30 protein-coding genes are annotated in these 25,402 nt (G+C 60.9%); 14 read left to right on the top strand and 16 right to left on the bottom strand.

Translation table 11 applies throughout. The annotated features are described in order from the left end of the window. Nucleotides 1-24 precede the first annotated feature (24 nt). On the top strand, nt 25-906 hold the full coding sequence (locus tag C8K66_RS05095) for a LysR family transcriptional regulator (RefSeq protein WP_032805034.1): 882 nt from the start codon (nt 25-27) through the stop codon (nt 904-906). Here the strand turns inward: C8K66_RS05095 and C8K66_RS05090 are convergent. Beyond that, on the bottom strand, nt 896-1,645 hold the full coding sequence (locus C8K66_RS05090) for a sulfite exporter TauE/SafE family protein (RefSeq protein ID WP_108524459.1): 750 nt from the start codon (nt 1,643-1,645) through the stop codon (nt 896-898). The genes C8K66_RS05095 and C8K66_RS05090 overlap by 11 nt on opposite strands. A 108-nt stretch (nt 1,646-1,753) precedes the next feature. On the opposite strand from C8K66_RS05090, the gene C8K66_RS05085 reads away from it, so the two are divergent. From C8K66_RS05085 to C8K66_RS05075, 3 genes are all read left to right on the top strand, one after another. Next, nucleotides 1,754-2,704 carry a LysR family transcriptional regulator gene (locus tag C8K66_RS05085; protein ID WP_046384239.1) on the top strand — a complete coding sequence of 317 codons (951 nt, stop codon included), beginning with the start codon at nt 1,754-1,756 and terminating at the stop codon, nt 2,702-2,704. 80 nt (nt 2,705-2,784) lie between these two features. After that, a complete protein-coding gene (locus C8K66_RS05080) occupies nt 2,785-3,237 on the top strand; it encodes a MarR family winged helix-turn-helix transcriptional regulator (protein ID WP_026140352.1) in 453 nt (150 codons plus the stop codon). Between the two features lie 176 nt (nt 3,238-3,413). Continuing rightward, a complete protein-coding gene (locus tag C8K66_RS05075) occupies nt 3,414-3,833 on the top strand; it encodes an organic hydroperoxide resistance protein (protein WP_010211852.1) in 420 nt (139 codons plus the stop codon). Between the two features lie 151 nt (nt 3,834-3,984). Here the strand turns inward: C8K66_RS05075 and C8K66_RS05070 are convergent, their stop codons facing one another. Further along, entirely contained in the window at nt 3,985-4,557 is a 573-nt protein-coding gene (locus C8K66_RS05070; RefSeq protein WP_079443153.1) for an elongation factor P, read from the bottom strand. Nucleotides 4,558-4,606: 49 nt separating this feature from the next. Then, entirely contained in the window at nt 4,607-5,740 is a 1,134-nt protein-coding gene (gene earP / locus C8K66_RS05065; protein WP_057003729.1) for an elongation factor P maturation arginine rhamnosyltransferase EarP, read from the bottom strand. 132 nt (nt 5,741-5,872) lie between these two features. Between earP and C8K66_RS05060 the strand changes: the two genes are divergently transcribed. Together C8K66_RS05060 and C8K66_RS05055 are read left to right on the top strand one after the other, a co-directional pair. Then, nucleotides 5,873-6,241, top strand: coding sequence for a hypothetical protein (locus C8K66_RS05060; RefSeq protein ID WP_017849518.1), 369 nt, complete (start codon nt 5,873-5,875; stop codon nt 6,239-6,241). Nucleotides 6,242-6,253: 12 nt separating this feature from the next. Further along, a complete protein-coding gene (locus C8K66_RS05055) occupies nt 6,254-6,742 on the top strand; it encodes a GreA/GreB family elongation factor (RefSeq protein WP_046384241.1) in 489 nt (162 codons plus the stop codon). A gap of 6 nt (nt 6,743-6,748) precedes the next feature. On the opposite strand, the gene cysB is transcribed toward C8K66_RS05055, so the two are convergent. The 5 genes from cysB to C8K66_RS05030 all read right to left on the bottom strand — a co-directional run bounded on the left by cysB (nt 6,749) and on the right by C8K66_RS05030 (nt 10,668). After that, nucleotides 6,749-7,723 (bottom strand): HTH-type transcriptional regulator CysB, encoded by a 975-nt coding sequence (gene cysB, locus C8K66_RS05050; RefSeq protein WP_017849520.1) that lies wholly within the window; start codon nt 7,721-7,723, stop codon nt 6,749-6,751. 104 nt (nt 7,724-7,827) lie between these two features. Next, nucleotides 7,828-8,328 (bottom strand): universal stress protein, encoded by a 501-nt coding sequence (locus C8K66_RS05045; protein WP_108524398.1) that lies wholly within the window; start codon nt 8,326-8,328, stop codon nt 7,828-7,830. Between the two features lie 70 nt (nt 8,329-8,398). Beyond that, nucleotides 8,399-9,316 carry a 5'-nucleotidase gene (locus tag C8K66_RS05040; RefSeq protein ID WP_046384243.1) on the bottom strand — a complete coding sequence of 306 codons (918 nt, stop codon included), beginning with the start codon at nt 9,314-9,316 and terminating at the stop codon, nt 8,399-8,401. A 15-nt stretch (nt 9,317-9,331) separates the two neighbouring features. Then, nucleotides 9,332-10,285: a putative 2-dehydropantoate 2-reductase gene (locus tag C8K66_RS05035; protein WP_046384244.1), complete on the bottom strand. Its 954-nt coding sequence runs from the start codon at nt 10,283-10,285 to the stop codon at nt 9,332-9,334. Next, nucleotides 10,282-10,668 carry a hypothetical protein gene (locus tag C8K66_RS05030; protein WP_017849524.1) on the bottom strand — a complete coding sequence of 129 codons (387 nt, stop codon included), beginning with the start codon at nt 10,666-10,668 and terminating at the stop codon, nt 10,282-10,284. Before C8K66_RS05030 ends, C8K66_RS05035 begins: the two co-directional genes overlap by 4 nt. On the opposite strand from C8K66_RS05030, the gene C8K66_RS05025 reads away from it, so the two are divergent. Beyond that, nucleotides 10,667-11,101, top strand: a complete 435-nt coding sequence (locus C8K66_RS05025) for a PilZ domain-containing protein (protein WP_017849525.1) — start codon at nt 10,667-10,669, stop codon at nt 11,099-11,101. The genes C8K66_RS05030 and C8K66_RS05025 overlap by 2 nt on opposite strands. A 131-nt stretch (nt 11,102-11,232) precedes the next feature. Then, on the top strand, nt 11,233-12,309 hold the full coding sequence (locus tag C8K66_RS05020) for a 3-deoxy-7-phosphoheptulonate synthase (RefSeq protein WP_017849526.1): 1,077 nt from the start codon (nt 11,233-11,235) through the stop codon (nt 12,307-12,309). 70 nt (nt 12,310-12,379) lie between these two features. On the opposite strand, the gene C8K66_RS05015 is transcribed toward C8K66_RS05020, so the two are convergent. Continuing rightward, nucleotides 12,380-12,661 (bottom strand): GNAT family N-acetyltransferase, encoded by a 282-nt coding sequence (locus tag C8K66_RS05015; protein WP_003189869.1) that lies wholly within the window; start codon nt 12,659-12,661, stop codon nt 12,380-12,382. A gap of 612 nt (nt 12,662-13,273) precedes the next feature. Here C8K66_RS05015 and oprI point away from each other — a divergent pair. Next, complete coding sequence (oprI, locus tag C8K66_RS05010) at nt 13,274-13,525, top strand: outer membrane lipoprotei OprI (protein WP_003172710.1); 252 nt, start codon at nt 13,274-13,276, stop codon at nt 13,523-13,525. A gap of 134 nt (nt 13,526-13,659) precedes the next feature. Here the strand turns inward: oprI and C8K66_RS05005 are convergent, their stop codons facing one another. From C8K66_RS05005 to C8K66_RS04995, 3 genes are all read right to left on the bottom strand, one after another. Continuing rightward, on the bottom strand, nt 13,660-14,628 hold the full coding sequence (locus tag C8K66_RS05005; RefSeq protein ID WP_017849528.1) for a L,D-transpeptidase family protein: 969 nt from the start codon (nt 14,626-14,628) through the stop codon (nt 13,660-13,662). A gap of 86 nt (nt 14,629-14,714) precedes the next feature. Further along, nucleotides 14,715-15,008 carry a hypothetical protein gene (locus C8K66_RS05000; RefSeq protein WP_017849529.1) on the bottom strand — a complete coding sequence of 98 codons (294 nt, stop codon included), beginning with the start codon at nt 15,006-15,008 and terminating at the stop codon, nt 14,715-14,717. A 58-nt stretch (nt 15,009-15,066) separates the two neighbouring features. Then, nucleotides 15,067-15,672 (bottom strand): arylesterase, encoded by a 606-nt coding sequence (locus C8K66_RS04995; RefSeq protein ID WP_026140353.1) that lies wholly within the window; start codon nt 15,670-15,672, stop codon nt 15,067-15,069. Nucleotides 15,673-15,682: 10 nt separating this feature from the next. Here C8K66_RS04995 and C8K66_RS04990 point away from each other — a divergent pair, with 10 nt between their 5' ends. Continuing rightward, complete coding sequence (locus C8K66_RS04990; protein ID WP_017849531.1) at nt 15,683-16,366, top strand: ABC transporter ATP-binding protein; 684 nt, start codon at nt 15,683-15,685, stop codon at nt 16,364-16,366. Further along, nucleotides 16,366-18,876: an ABC transporter permease gene (locus tag C8K66_RS04985; RefSeq protein ID WP_057003731.1), complete on the top strand. Its 2,511-nt coding sequence runs from the start codon at nt 16,366-16,368 to the stop codon at nt 18,874-18,876. The genes C8K66_RS04990 and C8K66_RS04985 overlap by 1 nt, the downstream gene beginning before the upstream one ends. A gap of 43 nt (nt 18,877-18,919) precedes the next feature. Here the strand turns inward: C8K66_RS04985 and greB are convergent, their stop codons facing one another. Both greB and C8K66_RS04975 read right to left on the bottom strand, forming a co-directional pair. After that, nucleotides 18,920-19,393: a transcription elongation factor GreB gene (gene greB / locus C8K66_RS04980; RefSeq protein WP_026140354.1), complete on the bottom strand. Its 474-nt coding sequence runs from the start codon at nt 19,391-19,393 to the stop codon at nt 18,920-18,922. 126 nt (nt 19,394-19,519) lie between these two features. Beyond that, nucleotides 19,520-20,683: a hypothetical protein gene (locus tag C8K66_RS04975; RefSeq protein ID WP_108524397.1), complete on the bottom strand. Its 1,164-nt coding sequence runs from the start codon at nt 20,681-20,683 to the stop codon at nt 19,520-19,522. A gap of 257 nt (nt 20,684-20,940) precedes the next feature. Between C8K66_RS04975 and C8K66_RS04970 the strand changes: the two genes are divergently transcribed. The 3 genes from C8K66_RS04970 to C8K66_RS04960 are packed head-to-tail and all read left to right on the top strand — an operon-like array spanning nt 20,941 to nt 24,293. Beyond that, complete coding sequence (locus C8K66_RS04970; RefSeq protein ID WP_057003733.1) at nt 20,941-21,867, top strand: ABC transporter ATP-binding protein; 927 nt, start codon at nt 20,941-20,943, stop codon at nt 21,865-21,867. Then, nucleotides 21,864-22,589 (top strand): ABC-2 transporter permease, encoded by a 726-nt coding sequence (locus C8K66_RS04965; protein ID WP_046384248.1) that lies wholly within the window; start codon nt 21,864-21,866, stop codon nt 22,587-22,589. Before C8K66_RS04970 ends, C8K66_RS04965 begins: the two co-directional genes overlap by 4 nt. A gap of 15 nt (nt 22,590-22,604) precedes the next feature. Further along, entirely contained in the window at nt 22,605-24,293 is a 1,689-nt protein-coding gene (locus C8K66_RS04960; RefSeq protein WP_057003734.1) for a Gldg family protein, read from the top strand. A gap of 4 nt (nt 24,294-24,297) precedes the next feature. On the opposite strand, the gene C8K66_RS04955 is transcribed toward C8K66_RS04960, so the two are convergent. After that, on the bottom strand, nt 24,298-24,606 hold the full coding sequence (locus C8K66_RS04955) for a hypothetical protein (protein WP_017848810.1): 309 nt from the start codon (nt 24,604-24,606) through the stop codon (nt 24,298-24,300). 260 nt (nt 24,607-24,866) lie between these two features. Then, nucleotides 24,867-25,301, bottom strand: a complete 435-nt coding sequence (locus C8K66_RS04950; protein WP_017848811.1) for a DoxX family protein — start codon at nt 25,299-25,301, stop codon at nt 24,867-24,869. Nucleotides 25,302-25,402 lie beyond the last annotated feature (101 nt).

The following is a 25,402-nucleotide window of genomic DNA, read 5'->3' as shown; positions in this document are numbered from 1 at the left end:
TGATCAATCCAACGAATGTTTCTTATGAAATACATCTCAGGAATTGATCAATTGGCCGCCTACCCAAGCATCGACACCGACGTGCTGCGCACCTTCGTCGCCATCGCCGACCAGGGTGGGTTTACCCGCGCCGGTGAGCAGGTCAACCGCACCCAATCGGCGGTCAGCATGCAGATGAAGCGCCTGGAAGAAGACGTGCTGCAGCGCAAACTGTTCGAGCGCGACGGCCGCCAAGTGCGACTGACGCCGGAGGGCCAGGTGCTGCTGGGGTATGCGCGGCGCATCCTGAAACTGCACAGCGAGGTGTTCAACACCCTGCGAGAACCGCATATGGTCGGGCTGGTACGCATCGGCACCCCGGACGACTATGTGATGCGCTTCCTGCCGGGGATTCTCAAACAGTTTTCCAAGGCCTACCCGCTGATCCAGATCGAGATGCACTGCGAGGCATCCACCGTGCTGATGCAACGGCGGGATCTGGCGTTGACGGTGATCAGCCGCGAACCCGGCAATGATATCGGCGAGCTATTGCGCACCGAGCGCGTGGTGTGGGCCGCGGCGCCGTGTTTCTGCGTGGACGAGCACGACGCCCTGCCACTGGCGATGTCCGGCGCCGATTGCCTTTACACCCAGTGGGCGCGTACCTCACTGGATACCGTCGGGCGCAATTATCGCCTGGCCTACAACAGCACCAACGGGGCGGCGATCCAGGCCGTAGTCAGCGCCGGCCTGGCAGTGATGGTCAGCATGGAAAGCCTGGTGACGGATGACCTGCGCGTGCTCGGCAGTGACGAGGGTTTCCCGCCCTTGCCGTCGATGAATCTGCGCTTGTTACGCAACCCGCTGATGACGTCACCTATCACCGAATGCCTGGCGGAGTACATCATCGACGGCTTCAAACCTTAAACATCAGCATCACGGCGCACACCACCAGGAAACCGCAGAACAAACCGCGCAACAGGCGCTCCGGCAGAGCGTGGGCGACTTTTACACCCCAACTGATGCTGAGCAGGCCACCGACCGCCAGGGGGATGCCGATCATCCAGTCCACTTCGTGGTGCCAGGCGTAAGTGACAAGAGTCACCCCGGTGCTGGGCAGTGCCAAGGCCAGGGACAAGCCTTGGGCCACCACCTGGGTGGTGCCGAACACACTGGTCAGCACCGGCGTGGCGACCACCGCACCACCGACACCGAACAAACCGCCCATAGAGCCGGAGACCGCGCCCAACACCCCGAGCCACGGCCAGGCATGGCGCATCTGCGCCGTCGGCGGCGCATTGCGGGTGAACATGCGCAGCAGGTTGTAGGCCGACAGCGCCAGCAGAAATGCGATAAAGCCGATACGCATCGCGCCGGCGTCCAGGCCCACGGCCCAGATCGAGCCGAGCCAGGCAAAGCTGAAGCCCATTACCCCCAACGGCAGCGCGTGGCGCAGTTCAATGCGATTACGCTGGTGATAACGCCACAGCGCGAGCATCACGTTGGGCACCACCATCACCAGCGCGGTGCCTTGGGCGATCTGCTGATCGAGGCCAAACAGCACGCCGAGCACCGGGATGGCAATCAACCCGCCGCCAATGCCGAACAGGCCGCCCACCGTGCCCAATGCCGCGCCCATAACCAAGTACATCGCTAAATCCAACACCACGCATTACTCCACAATCCCAAGCCTTGCATGCTACGCAGTCCGCTCTGGCGCGGATACGCACAGCAACGCACAATGGCTGTGCCAATCCCGCATAAGCGTCGACCGATGAACCCGCATATCCTCACCGACCAACTCAGCCTGTTTCTCGATGTGCTGGAAACCGGCAGTTTTTCCGCCGCCGCGCGTCGCCATCCGCTGACGCCCTCCGCCGTGGCCCGGCGTATCGACAGCCTGGAAAGCTCGGTGGGCAGCCGCTTGTTCCAGCGCAGCACCCACGCGGTGCTGCCAACACCGGCCGGCCTGGCGTTCGCCGAACGCGCGCGGCGCATCGTCACCGAGTTGCAATTGGCACGGGCGGAAGCGGTGTCCTTGAGCCATGCGCCGGAAGGCTTGATTCGCGTGGACGCACCGGCGGCGTTCGGTCGACGGCATCTGGCGCCGGTGATCGCCGACTTCCTGAACGTCTACCCGGGGCTGGATGTACACCTGCATTTGATCGACAGCTTCGTGGACATGCAGGGCGCGCACCTGGGTAAGGTCGATCTGGTGCTGCGTGCCGGGCATATCGTCGACACCCGGCTGATCGCCACGCCGCTGGCCAGCATCGTGCGAATTGCCTGTGCCAGCCCGGCCTACCTGAAAAACCGTGGCACGCCGACCCATCCGCGAGACCTCAGCGAACACGACGGCCTGGACTGGGATGGCCTGGCGCCGATCTTCGCCTGGCGCTTCGAACTGGACGGGCGTCGCGCCACCTATCGCCCGCAACGCATCCGCATGAGCGCCAACAACGCCGAAGCCCTGCTCTCCGGCGCCCTGGCCGGCCTGGGTATCGCGCACCTGCCCACCTGGCTGGCGAGTGAATACCTGGTCCGCGGCGAACTCTTGCCCCTGTTTTGCGAAAACGGCCTGCCCAGCCCGGAAACCACCGGCATCTATGCGCTGCGCCTGGAACAACAGCCGAACGCACGTAGCCGCTTGTTGCTCGAATACCTGAAATCGCGCTTCAGCCCAGTGCCGCCCTGGGACCTGGCGCTGCAAAGCGGATTGGTCTGACCCCCCGGACAGAATTACCTGGCGCATTAAAGATTTGCCCGCTAGATTCCAGCCCAGATACGCTTTTTTGAGGCAGCACCATGAGCAAAAATCCCGATCCTTGCCAATCCCTGTTGCTGGATAACCAGCTGTGCTTCGCCCTGCACTCCACTTCATTGCTGATGACCAAGGTCTACAAGCCGCTGCTGCAAGCCCTCGGCCTGACCTATCCGCAGTACCTGGCCATGATGGTGCTGTGGGAAGAGGATGGCTTGACTGTCGGCGAAATCAGCAGCCGCCTGCTGACCGATCCCGGCTCCCTGACCCCCCTGCTCAAGCGCCTGGAAGCCGAGGGCCTGCTCAGCCGCACGCGCAGTCGCGAAGACGAGCGAGTGGTGGTGGTGGAACTGACCGACGCTGGCCGTGCCTTGCAAGACAAGGCCAAGGGGATTCCTCAGTGCATCCTCGGCGCCAGCGGCCTGGAGCTGGAGCAACTGCGCAAGCTGCAAGCTGATTTGATTGCGTTGCGGGGCAATCTGCAAGGCGCGGTCTAAACACACCCAAGCCCAATACCTGCGGAGGGGGCAATCCCCTCCCACAAGTGGTTTTGAGGTGCCCTTACGGAAAAATCCTAAAATTTATCTTGCGCACTAAACATTAGCGCTATACATTCATCTCACAACTACTTAGCGCGCAAACATTTAGCGCAAAACACCAAGAGGACAACACCATGCAAACGCTCTATACCGCAGTAGCCACCGCCACCGGCGGCCGTGATGGTCGCGCCGTGTCCAACGACAACATCCTCGACGTCAAACTCTCCACCCCCAAGGAACTGGGCGGTGCCGGCGGTCAGGCCACCAACCCGGAACAACTGTTCGCCGCCGGCTACTCGGCCTGCTTTATCGGCGCACTGAAATTCGTCGCCAGCCAGACCAAACGCAAAATTCCGGATGATGCGTCGATCACTGCCCATGTCGGCATCGGTCAGATCCCGGGTGGCTTCGGTCTGGATATCGACCTGCACATCAGCCTGCCGGGCCTGGCCCAGGACGACGCGCAAAGCCTGGTCGACGCTGCCCACCAAGTCTGCCCGTACTCCAACGCCACCCGCGGCAACGTCGATGTGCGTCTGCACGTCACCGTCTAACCCGCGCGGCTCGCCAACGACACGCCGCCAGCCACGTGCCGGTGTTGCGGCAAGCATCGGATGAGCTGAGGCAATACTTGAAGTGACAGGTAAACGCCCACAAAAAAGCCCGACTCAAGGTCGGGCTTTTTTCGTACCGGTGGGGCCAGAATTACTTCTTGGCGCGACCTTTGTACGAACCGCCTTCACGGGTGTCGATCTCGATCATGTCGTCGATTTCGATGAAATCGGCCACTTGCAGTTCGGTACCGTTAGCCAGCTTGGCAGGCTTCATGACTTTGCCCGAAGTGTCGCCGCGAGCGGAACCTTCGGTGTAGGCAACCTTACGCACGATAGTGGTCGGCAGCTCTACGGAAACCAGGCGGTCTTCGAAGAAGATGGCTTCGCAGACGTCGTCCATACCTTCTTCCACGAACGGCAGAACGGCTTCGATATCTTCAGCGTTCAGCTCGTACATGGTGTAGTCGGTGGTGTCCATGAACGTGTAAGAGTCACCGCTGATGAAAGACAGGGTCGCTTCTTTACGGTCGAGGATCACGTCGTCCAGCTTGTCATCAGCGCTGTAAACGGTTTCGGTCTTGTAACCAGTCAGCAGGTTTTTCAGCTTGGTCTTCATGATCGCGCTGTTACGGCCCGACTTGGTGAACTCAGCTTTCTGAACCAACCAAGGATCGTTGTCGATACGGATTACCATACCGGGTTTCAGTTCTTTACCAGTTTTCATTGCGTATATCCGAAATTTGGATGGGGTTTACAAAAATCAAGGTGGCGTATCATATCCAACTTTCATAAAACTGTACCAGCGCCGTCGCAAGATCCGCCTGCAAGGCCTGTTCCAGACACCATGTTTCGGCGTGTGCAGCCACTTCCGGCCAGTGTTCCAGCAGCATTTTCCACGGCTGGGCCATATCACCCTCGGTGTTCCAGGCCTGCCAAAGCGCTACCACCGCGGCTTTTGCCGCCGGCGAAAGGGCTGCGGTGTACAGCTCCAGAAAGGCGTCGAGCTTGTCCAGGTGGATGTCTTCGTCCTGGCGATAGATGTGCCACAGCAACGGGCGCCCGGCCCATTGGGCCCGCACGAACGAGTCTTCGCCGCGCACGGCGTTGAACTCGCAACACCACAGCAGGCGGTCATATTGCTCCTGGCGCACGAACGGCAGCACCTGCACGGTCAGGGCGTCGCGCTGATGAGTATCGCCCGCCGCCAGCCGGTCCACGCCGAGCCAGCGCTGCACATCGCCGAGGATGCGCCCTTCCGGCACCAGCAGATGAGTGGCGCGCCCGTCCGTCGCCAACACGTCCAGCCAACCGGCAAGCGCGGCATTTTCGTAGGCAAACAGCGACATCAGCCGCGCACCGGTTGCGGGGAATACGCCCAGGCTTTGCAGGAAATGTTTCTGCGCGCCAGCATCCTGCTGAAACGCCTGACGCTGTTGCAGCAACCCCGCCTCACGCAACAGGCCACCGGTGCCGGGCCGGAAGCCGGGAAAGAAGAAGTACTTCTGCACCCCCTTGAACTTCACCGACGGCAGACGATGGCACCCCACCACCCAGTCCTCGGCACTCAGGTAGTCCAGGTTCATCCACAACGGCGCGTGCTCGCGCGCGGCCATCGCGTCCATGTAGTCAGGCGGCAACTGGCAGGCAAACGCGGCGATCACCACATCCGCCGATGGCGTGGCCGACCACTGCGCCGGCCAATGGCGCACGTCGACGCCCTCTTGCCATTGCTGCTCCCGTTGCACATCAATCTCCGGGCACATGCGTTCGAAGGCCCGCAGGTCATCGACCCACAAGCGCACATCACAGGCGTGCTCCACCACCAATTGCCGGGCCAGACGCCAAGTCACGCCAATGTCGCCGTAGTTGTCGACGACGCTGCAAAAAATATCCCAGCGGGCTTTCATTCCGGGCTCCCACGCTCAAAGGCTCGATTGTCCGCATAAATGCCCCGATGCAGAAGGCTTGATCGCGATTATTCTGCACGGTGGCTGTGCGACAATCGCCGCTACGCCGTAAATGCCTGCCAGGAGGCCGCCATGTCTGACCGTCCGCTGTCGTTGTTCAAGCTTTGTCTCGCTATCGCCCTGGGCGTGTGGCTGGGGTTTATCGCGATTGCGCTGACCACCTGGTTGGCGTCGCGCTATCTGTTCCCGCAGAGCCTGGCGCCGGTCGCCCAGGCCGTCGAGCAACTCGGCAAGCCCGCGCCGGTCGCGGTGGAACCGCCGAACCGCCTGTTCGAGCAGTATCAAGAGAACCTGCGCAAGCAGGAACAACGGCAGAGCCTGGATCAGGCGCGCAACAATGCGCGCAACCTGTCCAACCCCAAATGCCAGTTCTGGCTGCAACAGGACCAGAACGCGCCCAATGAAAAGAGCAAGGCGAATGTCCTGCAATTTTGCGAATGATCAAGCCCAACCATGAATAAACACGCCGTCCTCCAGTTGATCCTGGAAAAACTCAGCGTCGACCTCGACATCGCCCAGCGCGCCGCGCAGACCGCCTACGAAACCGCGACCCACGAAGAAAACATCGCCGAAAACAAATACGACACCCTCGGCCTGGAAGCGTCTTACCTGGCGGCCGGGCAGGCCAAGCGGGTGGAAGAAATCAAGCAGTCGCTGGCGCTGTGCCAGAACCTGCAACTGCAGCTGCGTGCATACGATGAGCAACGGGGCATAGAAGTCGGCGCGCTAGTGGGCCTGGAGGACGAAAACGGTCGCCAGCAATGGTTGTTCCTGGCGCCGGATGCTGCGGGTTTGAAAGTCGATGTGGTGGGGCAACCGGTCACCGTCATCACCCCGCGCTCGCCCCTGGGCCACAGCCTGCTGGGCAAGTTCGAAGGCGATGAGGTGGAAATCCTGGTGGCGGGCGCCCGGCAACACTTTACGGTGACCGAGGCCCGCTGAAACCACTCAGTGGACGGGCAGTTCTACGCCGTCGAACAACTCTTCCAGTTCCTGCTTGTTGTGGCACTGGATCGCCTTGGCCATGACTTCGCGCGTCAGGTGCGGGGCGAATTTCTCGATGAAGTCGCACATGAAACCACGCAGGAACGTGCCGCGACGGAAACCGATCTTGGTCACGCTGGACTCGAACAACTCGCTGGCGTCGAGCACGACCAGGTCTTTATCGAGCTGGGTGTCGACCGCCATCTTGGCGACGATCCCCACGCCCAGGCCCAGGCGAACGTAAGTCTTGATCACGTCGGCGTCGGCGGCGGTGAACACCACTTTCGGCGTGAGGCCGCGGTGGCTGAAGGCTTCGTCGAGCTTGGAGCGGCCGGTAAAGCCGAACACATAAGTCACGATCGGGTATTCCGCCAGGGCTTCCAGGGTCAGCTTCGGCAGCTTGGCCAGCGGGTGGCCTTGCGGCACCACCACACAACGGTTCCAGCGATAGCACGGCATCATCACCAGGTCGCCGAACAACTCCAGCGCCTCAGTCGCAATCGCGAAATCGACGGTGCCGTCGGCGGCCATTTCAGCGATCTGCATCGGCGACCCCTGGTGCATGTGCAGGGCCACGTCCGGGTATTGCTTGATGAAATCGCGGATCACCGGCGGCAACGCATACCGCGCCTGGGTGTGGGTGGTCGCGATCGACAGGGTGCCCTTCTTCTCGTTGGAGAATTCCTGGGCGATCTGCTTGATGCTTTCGACTTTGCGCAGGATCTCGCCGGCGGTGGTGATGATGCGCTCACCGGCCGGGGTGACGCGGGTCAGGTGCTTGCCGCTGCGGGCGAACACTTCGACACCCAGCTCGTCTTCGAGCAGGCGGATCTGTTTGCTGATACCCGGTTGCGAGGTGTACAGGCTTTGAGCGGTAGCGGAAACGTTGAGATCGTGGTGCGCCACTTCCCAGATGTAGCGCAGTTGTTGAAGCTTCATATGTATCCCTCAAAGCAGATAGACGCCACGGGTATCAGCGACGGTATATAACTATATTAAAGGTTAGACGGATAAATCTAGAACTTTTTATCTATCACTCCCCCTCACACGTCATCACTGCGTCGACGTTGTAACGATGGCACCAGGTAAACCGGCACCGGAGACAGCTGCAACACCCGTGCGGCAGTGCGCCCAAGGGGTGTGGCCGCGGCCGTTGCGTGGCTATGACTGCCTACGATCAACAAATCCACGGAAAGTTTACGCAACTGGTCGAGAATCACCTCGCACGGGTCACCCTGGATCACCCGCACCGAGTGGATCAGTTGCAAGTCTTGCGCGCCGTCCCCCAGCTCCTCGCGAAAACTCTCAAGGACCCGCTGCTCGATCGTCGCCATCACTGTGCTCACGCCCTGGCTCTGCCATTCGTTCAGGGCCTTTTCATCAAGGTAGCTTTGCAACACCGATTCGGCGAACAGCCCGATGGGTTCGACCACATGAATCACCGACAGCTCAGCCTTGAACGTTCGCGCCAGCGCCAGCGCATGTTGCATCACATAAGGCGCATACAGACCAAGGTCCGTGGCATACAGCATCGAACGGATCATAAAACCTCCTGGACTGCCAGGATGGCGGAGATTGAATGAGCTTAGCAGCGCCTCGGGGATTTCGACTGACTTAGCTCGGCGTCTGGACCTTCACCTCATTACTGATGCCATGGGGCACATGCCCGGTGGCCACCACCTCCCTGGCTTTCTCGCAATGGCCGGCCTGGTCGTCGAAAAAAACGTCGGCGGCGAACGCCTCCAGGAACGCGGATTTCTCCAGGCCGCCGAGGAACAACGACTCGTCCAGGCGGATATCCCACTCGCGCAGGGTACGGATCACCCGCTCGTGGGACGGCGCCGATCGGGCGGTGACCAGGGCAGTGCGGATCGGGCAGGCCGCGTCCGGAAACTCACGCTGCAACAGGTTCAGCGCCGCGAGGAAGCCCTTGAAGGGGCCGCCATGCAACGGCTGGCGCGCCGATTCGCGTTCGCTGGCCTGGAACGCTTCCAGCCCGCCCTGTTGGTAAACGCGCTCCGACTCGTCGGAAAACAACACCGCATCGCCATCGAATGCGATCCGCAGCTCCTCGCTCGATGCACGGCGCGCGCCGCCCGACAGAATCGTCGCCGCGGCGAACCCGGCATCGAGCGCACTGCGCACATCGTCAGCATGGGTCGAAAGAAACAGATGGCAACCAAACGCCGCCAAATAAGGATATGGACTACGCCCTCCTACGAAAGCGGCGCGGGAAATGTCCAACCCGTAATGCTGGATCGAATTGAACACGCGCAGGCCGGTGTCGGCACTGTTGCGCGACACCAGCACCACTTCGACCCGGGCCCGGCCCAGGCTGGCGTTGAGGCTCAGCAGCTTTTTGACCAGCGGGAAGGCATCGCCCGGCTCGAGCGTTTCTTCTTCGTGCTCGATCTGGTATTTGCGGTAGGCCTCCACGCCTTGGGCCAGGTAGACCTTGTGGCTATCGCTCAAGTCGAACAGGGCCCGCGATGAAATCGCCAGCACCAGTTTGTCGCCCAATCCGTTTGCCATGGTGGTTCCCCCCAATCAGCGGTTATGCCGATCAATAAAACTCAAGGCCTGATACAACGCCTGCATGCGCGGCAGCTCGCAGCCGGCGGCCTTGGCGGCGGCGAGTGGGCGAGCGTAGATCGCCGCCAGTTCCAGCGGGCGTTTATGGATATGGTCGTGGTACATGCTAGGCAGGTAGTCGTCCATGCTTTCGGTCATGGTAAACATCTGCTCGGCATAGCTGGCCGGAATCTCATGACCGCAGGCGTGAGCGCCCTTCACCACTTCGGCCATCAGCGCCTGGATCAGTTCGCGGCTGGACTCGTCCGCCATCATCGCCGTGGTGCCACAGCCCAACAGCACGGAGAGACCGTTATAAGGCACGTTCCACACCAGCTTGTGCCAGCGCGCCAGGTGTACGTTGGCCATGGCCTGGGACTCGATGCCGGCCTGATGAAACAACGCGGCGCCTGCTTCGACAATCGCCTTCTGGCGCGCTTCGTCGTTGGCGGCGGTGCCGCTGTGATAACCCAGGTTGACCCGGCCCAACGCCTGATGCTCGACGACGCCGGGGGCGGAACGGTGTACGCCGATATAGCACAGCCCACCGAGCAGATGCAGGGACGCCGGCAAGTGTTCGCGCAGGCTGTCTTCGACGTCGAGGCCATTTTGCAGCAACACCACCTTCGCGTCGGGCGCCGCGACCTGGGCGATGGTCGGGGCCAGGTCGACATTGCCCGTGGATTTGGTGCCTACCAGCAGCCAGTCGCACGGTGGCATGTCGGCGGCGTGGGCGTAGGCCTGCACGGGGTTCAGGTGCAAGGTGCCGTGCACGCTGCTGTTGAGGCGCAGGCCACGCTCACTGACCGCTGCGTATTCGCTGCGCAGCAGGAAATGCACATCGAAGCCGGCGCGCGCCAGCATCAGGCCGTAGAAACCACCGATGGCGCCGGTGCCGATAATGCCAATGCGTGGCGACAATGCGGTCATGGCAAATCCTCTGGAGTGCGGGTAAGCGCTTGATGAATAGCGTCGGTAAGCTCGGAAGGTGTAAGACGTGTCTGTATCTGCCCGAAGAATTGACCCTCGCACACCACGAACAGCGCCGGCAAATGAAAGACCTGATAACGTTCCACCGCGCCGCCGTTGTGCCCGGCATCCACCCAGCACAACCGATCCACCGGCAACTGCCAGCCCGGTAGCTGCTGATGCGCCCAACGGCAACCGGAACAGCCCACGCTGGTAAACAGCACGAGCGAAATGCCTGGTAATCCCAGCAGTTGCTGGTCAATATCCAGGTCGGTCAATGCCTGCTCCTTCACTATACTGCTGCCACCGCCGTCGACTGGACGGTGCTCGGAGTCCGTGTACATGGGTCGTTTTTTACCTCATCCTGATGATGTCGCTGCCCTGTTGATCCAACGTCCCTCTCCCCCCATTCCCCGCCAACGCCTGCACACTATCGGCCTGGGCGGCATCGCCTGCAATTGCCCGCGTGCCTGGCGCCAGGGTACAGCGGTTGACCTGCATATCCCGTCCCTGGGCGCCGGGGCCCGCTACCCGGGCTATGTGGCATGGTGCCGCAAGGTAGAAGACGGCTATCGCGTCGGCATCTCGTTTACCGATGAACATGCGTTGTTCGGCGCACGCATGGGTGAGCAAGCATGCCGGATAGAGCGCTACTGCCGCCAGCACGAAGACGCCGAGTCGACGCCCGAGCAGTTCGAAACCATGGCCCGCGAGTGGGTGGCGCGGCATGCCGGTGAATTCTCCCATGAGGCGTTTGTAGCGCCGGCACTGGATTAAAGCGGGCTTTGCCCATTGTCGCGGGCCCGTGTTACGCGCTAAGGTTCCTCCCCCCTGCATTCAAATCATGCTGTGCTCCGCCGCACGGGGATGGCTGGCGGCCGGCACCCGTGACCCTGACGAGTAACACGATGGCTGATTTACCGATCAACGACCTGAACGTCGAATCCAACGAGACCCTGATCACGCCCGATCAGCTCAAGCGCGAAATCCCCCTGAGCGACGCTGCCCTGCAGACCGTCACCAAGGGTCGCGAAGTCATTCGTGACATTCTCGACGGCACCGACCACCGCCTCTTCGTGGTAATCGGGCCATGCTCGATCCACGACCTCAAGGCTGCCCACGAATACGCCGAGCGCCTCAAGGCGCTGGCCGAAGAAGTGTCCGACACCTTGTATCTGGTCATGCGCGTCTATTTCGAGAAACCGCGTACCACCGTCGGCTGGAAGGGCCTGATCAACGACCCGTACCTGGACGACTCGTTCAAGATCCAGGACGGCTTGCACATCGGTCGCAAGTTGCTGCTGGACCTGGCCGAAATGGGCCTGCCCACCGCCACCGAAGCCCTCGACCCGATCTCCCCGCAGTACCTGCAGGACCTGATCAGCTGGTCGGCCATCGGCGCGCGCACCACCGAATCGCAAACCCACCGCGAAATGGCGTCCGGCCTGTCTTCGGCCGTGGGCTTCAAGAACGGCACCGACGGCGGCCTGACCGTGGCGATCAACGCGCTGCAGTCGGTCTCCAGCCCTCATCGCTTCCTGGGTATCAACCAGGAAGGCGGCGTCTCCATCGTCACCACCAAAGGCAACGCCTACGGTCACGTGGTATTGCGCGGCGGCAACGGCAAGCCCAACTATGATTCGGTCAGCGTTGCCCTGTGCGAACAGGCGCTGAACAAGGCCAAGATCAAGCCGAACATCATGGTCGATTGCAGCCACGCCAACTCCAACAAGGACCCGGCCCTGCAACCGCTGGTGATGGAAAACGTCGCCAACCAGATCCTGGAAGGCAACCAGTCGATCATCGGCCTGATGGTCGAAAGCCACCTGAACTGGGGCTGCCAGGCTATCCCCAAAGACCTGGCCGACTTGCAGTACGGCGTGTCGATCACCGATGCCTGCATCGACTGGGCGACCACCGAGAACACCCTGCGCAGCATGCACGCCAAGCTCAAGGACGTGTTGCCCCTGCGCAAGCGCAGCTGAGTCTGATCCTGATCAGCGCACACAAAAACGCCGGGCTAAGCCCGGCGTTTTTCATGTTGCAGTTCATGCCTTACAGCTTGGCCGCATGGCGCTGGTGGCGCTCCATGTAGCGCTCGACGTAAGAGCACGACGGGATCACCGTGTAGCCGGCCTCTTCGGCGAACTTCAAGGCTTCCTCGGTCAATGCAGCCGCGATACCGCGACCTCGCAGTGCGTTGGGCACGAAGGTCCGATAGATGTCCAAGGTCTGCTTCCCGAGGTCCATATAGGTCAGGTAGGCACGATGACCGTCCACATTGGTCTCGAACTGATGACCAGCCTGGTCATGGTGGATGGACAACGCCTCGCTCATCACTACTCCTCGCGGGTCTTGGATTCTGACCCCTACCTTACCGATGTTTTTCCGGCGAAGGAACATCTACGCCACCCCGTGCCGGTTTCGACGACGAGAAAACCGTGAGCGCTCACAACCAGCACGTAGAGAATAGTAGGCGGCAATCCTGAAATTGCTCAAGACGCACTCGTCATCCCTGGGGCTGGCGGATATAGAAAGGGCCTCGATCAATCGGTGACCGAAAGCCTGAACATTGCCGGCAGTTGAAGCTTGAGACGAACAGGCGCTGTTAAAGTCACCTCTACATGCGCAAAAGATACAGGGTTTGGCAAAGTCAACCTGTACAAAAGTGTTAGCTTCAGTATATAAATTTTCATCTACTTACAAGGCTTGACACATGCTGGCCGGCCCTTTCAGGGCGCATCCATTCTTCAGCAGACTGCTAAAAATTGAACGCTTTTTATACAATTTCCCAAAAGATTAGCCAAAATAGATTCAGCACAGAAATTTTTTTTTGCTTCTTGCGCTACGTCAGTTTACTTACTACAAGTAATGAGTAGTATGTACGCCGGCTATTAGCTCACTCTGAGATAGTAGCTATCTTATAGAAAGTCCTTGAAGGGGAACACGATGAACAACGTTCTGAAATTCTCTGCTCTGGCTCTGGCCGCAGTTCTGGCTACCGGTTGCAGCAGCGTCTCCAAAGAAACCGAAGCTCGTCTGACTGCAACTGAAGACGCAGCAGCTCGCTCCCAGGCTCGTGCAGACGAAGCCTACCGTAAAGCTGATGAAGCTCTGGCTGCTGCTCAAAAAGCACAACAGACTGCTGACGAAGCTAACGAGCGCGCTCTGCGCATGCTTGAAAAAGCTAGCCGCAAGTAATAGTCCTTCGGGGTTGTTACCAAGCCGGTCCATTCTTGGACCGGCTTTTTATTGCTTGCGATTCGGTCCCGGATCACGGGCAATAAAAAGCCCGCCGCAGCCCAAGGCCGTGGCGGGCGATTGATCGAACCGGCTTATTGCAACGGATCGAGCGGCGCGTTCGAAACCATCGACGCCGCAGCCGGCACACCGATTTCAGTCGGCAGGCCATCTTCCGCCGCGACCACGTCGCGCACCTGATCCCAGTTCACCCGCAGGTGATTGGCCAGGTCTTCACGCTTGAGCAGCGCGTTGATCACCGCGGTGTGCTTGTCGACCACCGACGGCGTGCCATCGTCGTTCAGCGGCGTATGCGCTTCGAGGTAGACCTTGCCGCCACTGCTGCCGAACTTGTAGGCATCGTTGATGATACGCACCGGAGTACCCACCGGTACCATGCCGGCCATTTCCAGCACGTTATTGTTGAACATGCGGAAGCAGCCGTGGCTGGTACGCGTGCCGATACCGAACTTCATGTTGGAGCCGTGGATCAGGTAGCCCGGCGTGCCCAGGGTGAACTTGAACGGCCCCAGCGGGTTGTCCGGGCCGGCCGGTACCACGTTGGGCAACGGATCGCCGTTGGCGGCGTGCTCGGCCTTGATCGAAGCGGGCGGCGTCCAGGTCGGGTTCGGCGTTTTCGCGACAATGCTGGTATGGGCGATCGGCGAGCCCCAGCCTTCACGACCAATCCCCAGCGGGAAGGTGTAGACGACGTTCTGGCCCTTGGGGAAATAGTAGAGCCGGTATTCGGCAAGGTTGATCACGATGCCTTCGCGGGGGCCCGGCGGCAGGATGAACCGCGTCGGCAGGACGATCTCGGTGCCCGCCCCCGGCAACCAGGCATCGACGCCCGGGTTGGCGGCGACCATCTCCGAGTAGCCCAGGTCGTAGGTGGTGCCCAGGTCGGCAAACGTATCTTCGTACTTGGCCTTGATCACTTGGACCTGGCCGACGATGTCTTCGCCTGGGGGTGGCAAGGGCAACTGCAAGGCCGCCGCGGAACCCGCCGCACACAGGGCGGCAAGAGACAGGCAGCAGGTGACGGCGGAAAGGCGCGACAACATCCGGAAAATCCTTCGCAGAACAACGTGTAGGTAAAAAGCGATTGTATACGCGATGCGGGCTTCAAGCTGCAAGCTCGTAGCGCCCCTCACCACTCGAAGCGCAGCTCCGGCCAGATCGGCGGCGTGCCACGCTTTTGCGACTCCAAGATGGCACGGCACAGGGGGCACAGGCGCTGGTCCTGGAAGATCGAGCGATCCACCGCCGACCAGCGTGGCTGAGCCGGCAACAACGTGCCGCAGAGCGTGCGATCGATCGTGCCGCCCAGCTCCAATTGACGCGTGACCAGATGCACCCGGACTTCCTGGCAGGCGAACAGATCCAGCTGCTCGTCCGGCTCGATCAGTTGGTAATTAAACAGGGACCAGGCAGGACGCGACATCGAGGGCTCCAAATCGGGGGGGCGCCACCTTAGCCGAAAGCCTGCCGGTAGAAAAGCGTCATAACAGCGGTTTTAGCGTCGGCCAGACATTTTCCAGCAACTTACCCTGGGCGCCGACCGCCGGGTGCAGTTGATCGGCCTGCATCAGCTCGGGATGACCGCCCACGCCGTCGAGGAAAAACGGTACCAACGGCACGCTCTTCTCCTTGGCCAGGGCCGCGTAGACCCCGGCAAATGCCGTGGTGTATTTCGGACCGTAGTTAGGCGGCAACTGCATGCCCAGCAGCAGGACCTTGGCGCCGACCGCCTGGGACTGCTCGATCATCGACGCAAGATTTTGTTTCAATTGCGCGGGCGGCTGTCCACGCAGGCCGTCATTGCCGCCCAGCTCGATAATCACCAGGTTGGGCTTATGCTCCGCAAGCGCCGCCGGCAGCCGCGCGAGGCCTCCGGCGCTGGTGTCGCCGCTGATGGACGCGTTGACCACTTTATCGTCGAAACCTTCGTGTTTGAGCCGCTGTCCCAACAAGGCTACCCACCCTTTGCTGGTATCCAGTCCGAAACCGGCACTGATACTATCGCCAACGATCAGGACTGTACCCGCCGCTGCGTTCTGGGCCATGCACATCAAGGCCAGGCCAGCACTCAAAAACCACATTCGCATCGGATTCTCCATGGGCGCAAGCATTCTCATCGCGCGAAACCTTAGCAAAGTGGTTCCCAGCGCGGAAGGTGAACTGACTATCCTGCACGAACTGAGCCTGGAACTGAACAAGGGCGATAGCCTGGCTATCGTCGGTGCCTCCGGCTCCGGCAAGTCCACCCTCCTCGGTCTGCTGGCCGGCCTCGACCTGCCCAGCAGCGGCGAAGTCATCCTCGCCGGCCAAGCCTTGAGCAGCCTCGACGAAGACCAGCGCGCGCGCATCCGCGCCGAACACGTGGGCTTCGTCTTCCAGTCATTCCAACTGCTCGACAGCCTCAACGCCCTGGAGAACGTCATGCTGCCGCTGGAGCTGGACGGCCGCAAAGACGCCCGCGAGCGCGCCAGGTACCTGCTCGAACGGGTCGGCCTGGGCCAACGCCTGACCCACTCGCCACGCCAACTCTCCGGGGGTGAGCAGCAACGGGTGGCGATCGCCCGCGCCTTTGCCGCCGAACCGGACGTGCTGTTTGCCGACGAACCCACCGGCAACCTCGACAGCCATACCGGCGAGCGCATCAGCGACCTGCTGTTCGAACTGAATAAAGAAAGCGGCACGACCCTGGTCCTGGTCACTCACGACGAGCGCCTGGCGCACCGTTGCCGACGCCTGATCCGCCTTGAAGCCGGCCTGCTGGTCGCGCCCCTGGAGCCTTGATGGCACGCTTGCCGCTGTTGCGCCTGTTCAGCCTTGCCCTGCGCCAATTGCTGCGCGATGCCCGCGCCGGCGAATTGCGCGTGTTGTTCTTCGCCCTGCTGGTGGCCGTGGCCTCCAGCACCGCCATCGGCTACTTCGGCGCACGCCTTAATGGCGCCATGCTGTTGCGCGCCACCGAGTTCCTCGGCGCCGACCTAGTGCTCGAGGGCAGCTCACCCGCGCGCCCCGAGCAAATCAGGTCCGGGATCGAACTGGGCCTGGATCACGCACGCGTCGTCGAGTTTTCCAGCGTTATCGCCACCGATAACGGCATCCAGCTGTCCAGCATCAAGGCGGTCAACGAGCAGTACCCGCTGCGCGGCGAACTGAAGAGCGCAGCCGCGCCATTCGCTGACGAAACCGCAGGCGGCGGCCCGAAACCCGGCGAAGCCTGGGTGGAGGCACGGCTGCTCACCGCACTCGACCTGAAAGTGGGTGACAGCATCGACGTGGGCATGAAGTCCCTGCGCCTGGCGCGTGTGCTGACCTATGAACCGGACCGCGCCGGCAATTTCTACAGCCTCACGCCACGGGTGATGATCAACCTGGCCGACCTGGGCGCCACCGGCGTCGTCCAGCCCGGCAGCCGCGTCAGTTACCGCGAGCTGTGGCGCGCAGCCCCCTCAAGTACGGCACTGCAAACCTATCGTGACCTGATCAAGCCGGGTCTCGCGGCCAACCAGCGCCTGCAAGACTCGCGGGATGGCAACCAGCAGATCGGCGGCGCCCTGGGCAAGGCCGAGCGCTACCTGAACATGGCCAGCCTGGTGGCGGTGTTGCTGGCCGGTGTGGCGGTGGCGTTGTCCGCCAACCGTTTCGCCAGCCGACGTTTTGATGCCAGCGCGCTGTTGCGCTGCCTGGGTTTATCGCGGCGTGAAACCATGCTGTTGTTCAGCCTGCAACTGAGCGTACTCGGCCTGTTGGCGAGCCTGGCCGGCGCCCTGCTGGGCTGGCTGGCGCAATTTGGCCTGTTCTATTTCCTCCACGACCTGCTGCCGGCGGACGTACCGCCCGGCGGGCTGCTGCCGGCCATTGCCGGGATCGGCACCGGGCTGGTGGCCCTCGCCGGTTTCGCCCTGCCACCGTTGGCGGCACTGGGCCGCGTCCCACCGCTGCGCGTGTTGCGGCGCGACCTGCTGCCCATCCCGTCCAGCACCTGGATGGTCTACGGCGCGGCGCTGCTTGCCCTGGGCCTGATCATGTGGCGCCTGAGCCTCGACCTGGTGCTGACCTTCGCCCTGCTCGGCGGGGGCGTGGTTGCGGCGTTGATCCTCGGTGGCCTGCTCCTGCTGCTGTTGCAGAGCCTGCGCCGCCTGCTGGCCCGGGCGTCCCTGCCGTGGCGCCTGGGCCTGGGCCAGTTGCTGCGTTATCCGTTGGCGGCGGCAGGCCAGTCGCTGGCGTTCGGCTTGATCCTGCTGTCCATGGGCTTGATCGCCCTGCTGCGCGGCGAATTGCTCGACACCTGGCAAAACCAGCTGCCCAAGGACGCCCCCAACTACTTCGCGCTGAACATCCTGCCCGCCGACAAGGACGCCTTTGGCGCTCGCCTGCTCGAACTGCAGGCACAATCGGCGCCGCTGTATCCGGTGGTGCCCGGCCGGCTGATCAGCGTCAACGGCGAGCCCGTGCAGGCGATCGTCAGCAAGGACTCCAGCGGCGACCGCGCGATCCAGCGCGACCTGAGCCTGACCTGGGCCGCCGACCTGCCGCCGGGCAATGCCCTGACTGCGGGTACCTGGTGGTCACAGCAACCGGGCGATGAAATACCGGGGGTGTCGGTGGAAGCCAAGGTTGCCGAAAGCCTGAAACTCAAGCTCAACGACCACCTGGTGTTCACCGTGGCGGGCGAAACCCGTGAAGCGCGGGTCACCAGCCTGCGCACCATCAATTGGGATAACTTCCAGCCCAACTTCTTCATGATTTTCCAGCCTGGCACCTTGAAAGACCTGCCGGCCACCTACCTGACCAGCTTTTATCTGGCCCCCGGCCATGACCGGCAGATCGTCGACCTGTCCCGGGCCTTCCCGGCGGTCACGATCCTGCAAGTCGAGGCCCTGCTGGAACAGTTGCGCAGCATCCTCGCCCAAGTAACGCTGGCCGTGGAGTATGTGCTGCTGTTCGTGCTGGCGGCAGGGATGGCGGTGCTGTTCTCCGGCCTGCAGGCCACCCTGGACGAGCGCATTCGCCAAGGTGCGCTGCTGCGTGCGCTGGGCGCCGAGCGCAAGCTGCTGGTGAAGGCCCGACGCATCGAGTTCGGCCTGCTCGGCGCCGTCAGCGGTTTGCTCGCGGCGCTGGGCACCGAGCTGGTGACCTGGGTGCTGTACCGCTATGCCTTCGACCTGGCCTGGCACCCACACCCGTGGTTGTTGTTGCTGCCGGTGATCGGTGGCGTGCTGATCGGCGCTGCCGGGGTGTTCGGGACGCGCCGCGCGCTGAATGCCACGCCATTGGCGGTATTGCGCGAAGGCTGAGACGACAATGGCCCGCGCGTCACAGACCGCGGGCCACCATTGTCTATTTCACATACTCGATAGCGGTGATCCACCAGCACACCTCGCCGTTCGGCGTCTGCACGATGGCCTCATCGTCGACTTGCTTGCGCAGCAGCGCCCGCGCCATCGGCGAGTCGATGGAGATGTAGTCCATGCGTTCGTAGATCTCGTCATAGCCGACGATGCGAAAACGCTTGGTTTCGCCCTGCTCGTTTTCGATATCGACCCAGGCACCGAAAAATACCCGCCCTTCCTGTTCGGGCATGTACTCCACCACGCGCATGTCTTCCAGACGCTTGCGCAGGTAGCGCACCCGTCGGTCAATCTCACGCAGCAGCTTCTTGTTGTACTGGTAGTCCGCGTTCTCGCTGCGATCCCCCAGGGAAGCGGCCCAAGTCACTTTGCGCGTGGTGTCCGGACGCTTTTCGCGCCACAGGTAATCCAACTCCTTCTTCAGCGCCTCATGACCTTCTTTGGTAATCAGCTTGGTACTCAAACGTGTGCATCCCCAGGCAATGTCCATTGATTCCAATACGCCGCGGCATGCAGGCCCCGGCGTCGACGAACAGAGGGTGATGATAAATGAACCGGGGAAAGTAGCCAGACCCTCTGACGCCTCGCATCACAGCTGGATTGCGCCCGGCTCGCTGCTGGCTTGAACCAGCTCATTCCTGGCCAGGCCGTCCAACGCCTGGTCGAGTTCAAAGAGAATGGCATGCACATTCTGGCGCAACCCTGGTAACTGCACGAGCAGCGCCGCCAACGTCTCGCCTTTCTGACGCGCCCGCAGCTCTTGCGCCTCGACTTGAATGGCCCGCTCTTCGAGGACGCGGGTGCGCTCATCCATTTGACGCTGCCCTTGCTGCTGCATGACCACGGCATTTGCCAACTGCGCTTCACGCCCCTCCAACGCCTGCGCCTGCAACTGCACGGCGCCCTCCTCCTGCACCATGCGACGGGTCAGTTCCTGGCGCTTTTGCTCAAGCTCCGCCAGCCCTCGCTGCAGTTCAACCTGGCGCTGTTCGAGTGCTTCTTCGCGCTTTTGCATCGCAAGTTTTTGCTGGGTCAGTTCCTGGGCGACACGCGCGAGGTTGGTCAAGGTGCTGTCCACCTCGAACAGTGAATTGTGTTCTGCCTGTTCGTTGGACGCCGGCGGCGCACTGGGTGCAACCGCGACGACCGGCGCAGCATTTGGCGCCACGACCGCGGGCACCTGCCGCTGAGGTTCAGCCAGCCCCTCGATCACCACGGGCAAGACCGTTTCAGGCGCCTTGGTGACTTTGGGAGCCGAGACCAATTTGGAAGAAAAACGAATGGACGGGACAATCAGCGTGGGACTTTCAATCGCCTCTGACGCAGGGGCCGATGTGCCCAAGGTAATCACCTTCATCACCAAGGCTTTCTTGATGTTCATTGAATGATGATCTTCGGGCCTGGCGGGCGGCAACTTGCAGCCTTTCAAGTCGACAAAGTGATAGGGAATCTGGCCGTCGCCGACGCTACCCGACTTGGTACCGGACGCGGCCAGGGTCAGTATTTGTTTAAACACCCGCATCGCAACTTGCAGATCCTCTTGGGCATCCACCCCACCCAAGAAGTAGCGTTCAACTTTCCTACGCAATGCTGCGACATATACCCGGGAACTACCCGGCTCTATTTCTTCATCCAGGCTGTACACAAGAAAGTTCGACGCGATCTGGGGAACAGCAAAACCACAGAGCAGAGCACCGTTGACCGGCGCATCCTCACCAGAGCGTTCAAGAACTAGGGTACGTAGAAGCATCATAGTAATCAGGCCTCATGACAACAAGCAAAGCGTATATAAACATCAGATAAACATCCGACCATCAACATGCATTTATCACTCAACGATTGTTTCAGCGAGGTAACAGACTGAACGTAGGACTTCTCTTATTAAGATACTTCAGCGTTTCCAAGCGCTGTACATTGAACGTACCATTTTTAAACCCGAGCCCTATATCACTCAACAAAGGCGCTTGCCTCTTCATTCTTCTTGCCTCACCAACCGAACAGAAAAGCATAATGATCGAGATAAGCAACCTCACAAAATACTTGAACAAAAAGAGTGTAATCAGCGATGTCTCATTTTCTGCCAAACGCCAAGAGTGCCTTGGTTTATTTGGATTGGAGGGGGCAGGTAAAACGACACTTTTAAAAATGATCGCCGGCGCCATCCAACCCTCCTCGGGGCAAGTGCGGATTCTGGGGCTGGATACACATACACACGGCTATCACGCACGCAAGGCAATAGGCTATCAACCCGAATCCGGAGTCAGTCACCCGACCCTGTCGGTCAAGAACCTGCTCAGTTTCATCGCCACTCTTCGGGGATTCCAAGGCGCGGAGCGACGCAGGCGGGTGGATCACGCGGCCAGCCGACTCGAACTCTGGCCAGTCCTCGATTACCCGATCAACACCCTTCCCCCTGGCCTGAAACGCAAAGTCGCGTTTGCCCAGGCCCTGCTGCACGACCCCGACGTGCTGTTACTGGACGAACCCAGCGAAGGGTTGGCGCCCCATCAGCAAGGCAAGATCAGCAGGCTTATCCAGTCGTTGGCCGACGAGATGACGATCATCGTTGCCTCACGCGATTGCGAAGCACTGGCCGGCGTCTGCACCCGCGCCCTGGTCATTGGCGGCGGGCGCCTGTTGGCGGACACCCCGATGCCCGAGCTGCAGCGCAGTTCCCGGCACTTTCGCGCAGTCACCCTGGCGGCGGAGTCAGCCCTGGATTTACTGGCACTTGCCGTACTGCCCGGCGTGGCAGGTATCGAAGAAGACCGGCACGGCCCGGGCACGGTAACCGTTCTCGCCATGCCGGGACACTCCATCTACCCCGCCATCTGCGCATTGATTGCCAACCGACGCTGGGAAATACACTCACTGAATCTGGAGCCAGGCCGCCTGAACGATGTCGTTCACCACCTGAGCCAGGAGGCATCCCATTGAACCTGCTGCCATCTGTTTTCAAACGCCAGCTTGCCAGCTATCTATCGGCACCTGCCACCTACCTGAGCGTTGCGCTGTTCCTGTTGCTGTCGACCTTGCTGGGGTTGCACACCAGCCAACTGCTGGAGCGCAGCAGCAGCGATTTGCAGGGCTTTTTTCAATGGCACCCTTGGTTGTACCTGTTACTGATCCCTGCACTGTCGACTCAACTTTGGGCGGACGAGAATGAGACAGGCTTTGGCGATTTCATGAAAACACTGCCTGTGCGGCCCGCCGAACTGGTTATTGGGAAGTTCCTCGCCGCCTGGGTCGTGGCGGGCCTGGCATTATTACTGACATTCCCCATCGTGACGGTGGTCAACTTGTTGGGCAGTGCGGACAACCGGGTCATCGCATCCCAATTCCTGGCCAGTTGGTTATTGAGCGGGAGCTATCTCTCAGTGGGTGTTTTTATTTGCGCACTGACCCGCCAGCGCCTGGCCATTTTCATATTGACGCTGAGCCTGCTGTTATTGGCCAGCGGCGTGTCTTCGATATTGGATGCACTGGAGCGTCAAGCCCCCATCTGGATCATCGACAGTTTGACATCTCTCAGCCCACTCCTGCGTTTTGGCCTGATTGATCACGGGACACTTACCTTTCAGGACGGCGCGTATTTCATCAGCATGATCATTGCTTTTCTTGCTGCGACGACCGTTATCCTCAACTACAAGAACAGCTGAGAAGGAACACTCTCGATGCGATATCCATTGCGCACCGGCATGACACTTAGCGTCATACTGCTGCTGTTCCTCGCATTCAACCTGGTATGGGTAGTCAAACTTCCTGATTTACGCCAGGACTTTTCCCAACAACAGACCAATACATTGTCACCCGCGGTATTGCACTTACTCACCACACTGGAAAGCCCACTGGACTTCTATTATTTCAACTCAAGCATACCGGCCAAAAAAAGCATCCTGAAACACTATGCCAAACGCGTTGAAGAAAAGCTCAGGGCGTTTGAACACGCAGCAAACGGCAGGATCAATCTGCACATTATCGATCCCACTCCCTTTTCAGAGGATGCCTACAAAGCAGGACTGTATGGCCTGCGCGATCAACCGGGGTTCTTCGGTCTTATCGGCGCTCGGGAGGGACAAACCGCCCAACGCATCGAGTCGTTCAACCCGGAGAACGAGCCGCTGCTGGAGTATGAAATCAGCCACTTGATCACCCAGTTGCTGCACCCCGAGCCCGCGATCGTCGGGCTGTTATCAGGGTTACCGGCCGGCGCATCCATCGAGCCGCTGGTACTGGAGTTGCACCGACATTTCGATCTCCTGGAGCTGGAGCCGACGGCCGATCATGTGCCCTCGCGGATTAAAACCCTGATGCTGGTACATCCACGCGGGCTGCCGGAAAAAACACTGTATGCGATCGACCAGTTCGTCCTGGGCGGCGGCAAACTGCTGATGTTTATCGACCCCCTCGACAAAGGCGGCTCAAAGACAACGTCCTCCGCCACCCGGCTAGACGGCTTGCTCGCCGGCTGGGGGGTCAGCATGCCGAGCAACAAAGTGCTGGTCGACCCCACCTATGCCCCGTCGGAACATCAACCGGCCACATTCACCCTGCCACGCCAAGCAATGAATACCCGCGATGTCAGCAGCTGGAAGCTGGGCACAGTGACCGTGTCGAACAGCGGCGCCTTGTTCTCCCTGGATAAAAGCCGCGCCATCTTCACGCCGCTGTTGCGCAGTTCCAGACAGTCGTTACTGATCGATTCAGACGCCGTGGGCAGTGCGTTACCCACGCGTGGCGAGCCTCACGTGATCGCTGCCCGCCTCGAAGGGCCAGCCTATTCGGCGTTTGCCGACGGATTTGGCGGGCGGCCGCCGGGGTTGCAGAAGGCGGCGCAGATCCATGTGGTCGTGGTTGCAGATACGGATATGTTGAGCGAGCCTCCCGGCGAATCCGCGCGAAATGCCAACAAACTGTTTGTCATGAACGCACTGGATAACCTGGCCGCGCCGCAGGCCCTGGCGGATATTCGCCCGCGCGCGGTGGCCGGCCATTCATTGAAGCTGCTGGCGAAGCGGCGCGAGGCTGCCGAACGCGCCTATCGGGATCAGGCTGCCGAGCTGGAACGGCGCCTGGCACGAACGGAAAAGGAATGGCAGCGCCTTAACCCCGACGTCACGGCCCTGGGCACGGAGTCGGTCGATACCAGTACCCAGTTGCAAGCGCTCAACAAGGAACGCCTGCGTCTACCGATGGAACTGCATACGCTGAAAAACACGCTTTACGCGCCAGTGCAGCGCCTGGAACGCAACGTAAAACTGCTGGTGATTGTGCCGTTGCCGGCACTGCTGTGCCTGATTGCCTGGGGGCTGTTTCGGCGGCGGCGTCGTCGCTGGCCGGTGCCGCCGTCGGCGTTTTATTGAGGGCTCAGCGCCGCGCGATCAAGCCTTGCCGGGCAATGCGCGTCAGTTGGCGGATCACCTCAGCCGCGTCACTGGCGCTGGGCGCCTGGATCACCGCGAGGTCAAAGCTGTTGCTGGCAAAGCGTGCCAGGGAATCGCCATCTTCGACAAATTGGATCAGGAACGCCGAGGGCCGCCCGCCCCGACGCGGCCAGCCGTCCAGGTAACGCAACAGCGTCGGCTGGTGCTTGCCGCCCAGGAGAATTCTCGGATTGCGTTGAGTCAGCTCCGCAGTGATCGGAGCCAGGCGTATGAGGGGGCGTGGTGCATTCATCGTGTCGTGTCTCTGCCTCAAAAGTCTGCGGGCAGGTGAGAGGCAACACCGAACCAGCGCTTTAGCGGTATTTCGAAGCCGGCGTCTGCAATGAGAACTGGCTTCTGTCGGGCTGCATCGAGTCCCAGTGGCGCCCCGCAATTAGCTGTTTAAATCGGCGCATAACCAACATCCTAGAGAAGCCGATGGGGCGGTGTCAAGAATCCCGCGCAACGAAAAGGCCCGCACATGGCGGGCCTTCTCCAGCGGTTACAGACCGATCAGTGGGTGATGGCGCGGTCGGCGGACAGTTTGCCGGCACCTTCGAACAGGACGGCCAGGGAGCCGCCGAGCAAGGCCAGGGCGAACTCATAACCATTGTTCGCCATGAACAGACCGTTATGGATATGCACCGAGAAGATCGCCACCAGCGACAGGATCGTCAGGCCCAAGGCCGCAGGGCGTGCCAGCAGGCCGATGATCAAGGCCAGGCCGGCGAAGAACTCGGTACCGCCCGACAACAAGGCCATCAGGGTGCCCGGCGCCAGGCCGATGCTTTCCATCCACTGCGCGGTGCCCGCCAGGCCGTAGCCGCCAAACCAGCCAAAGAGTTTTTGCGAACCGTGGGCAGCGAAGATGATGCCGACGACAATGCGCAGAATGGTCAAGCCATAGCCGGCGCGGGTGGACAGGATGCTTTTGATCAGTGGGCTCATGGGGATAATCCTTTTCAGAATAGGGGTTGGTTGGCCGCTATATTAATCAGTTTAGGGAATGATAAAAGCCGAAAAAATGCCTGATTAATATCTATAAAATC

It is taken from the genome of Pseudomonas sp. GV105, from assembly GCF_003058185.1.
Lineage (GTDB): Bacteria > Pseudomonadota > Gammaproteobacteria > Pseudomonadales > Pseudomonadaceae > Aquipseudomonas > Aquipseudomonas veronii.
Note: the sequence above shows the minus strand (reverse complement) of the source record. Positions and strands in the feature narration are given on the sequence as shown.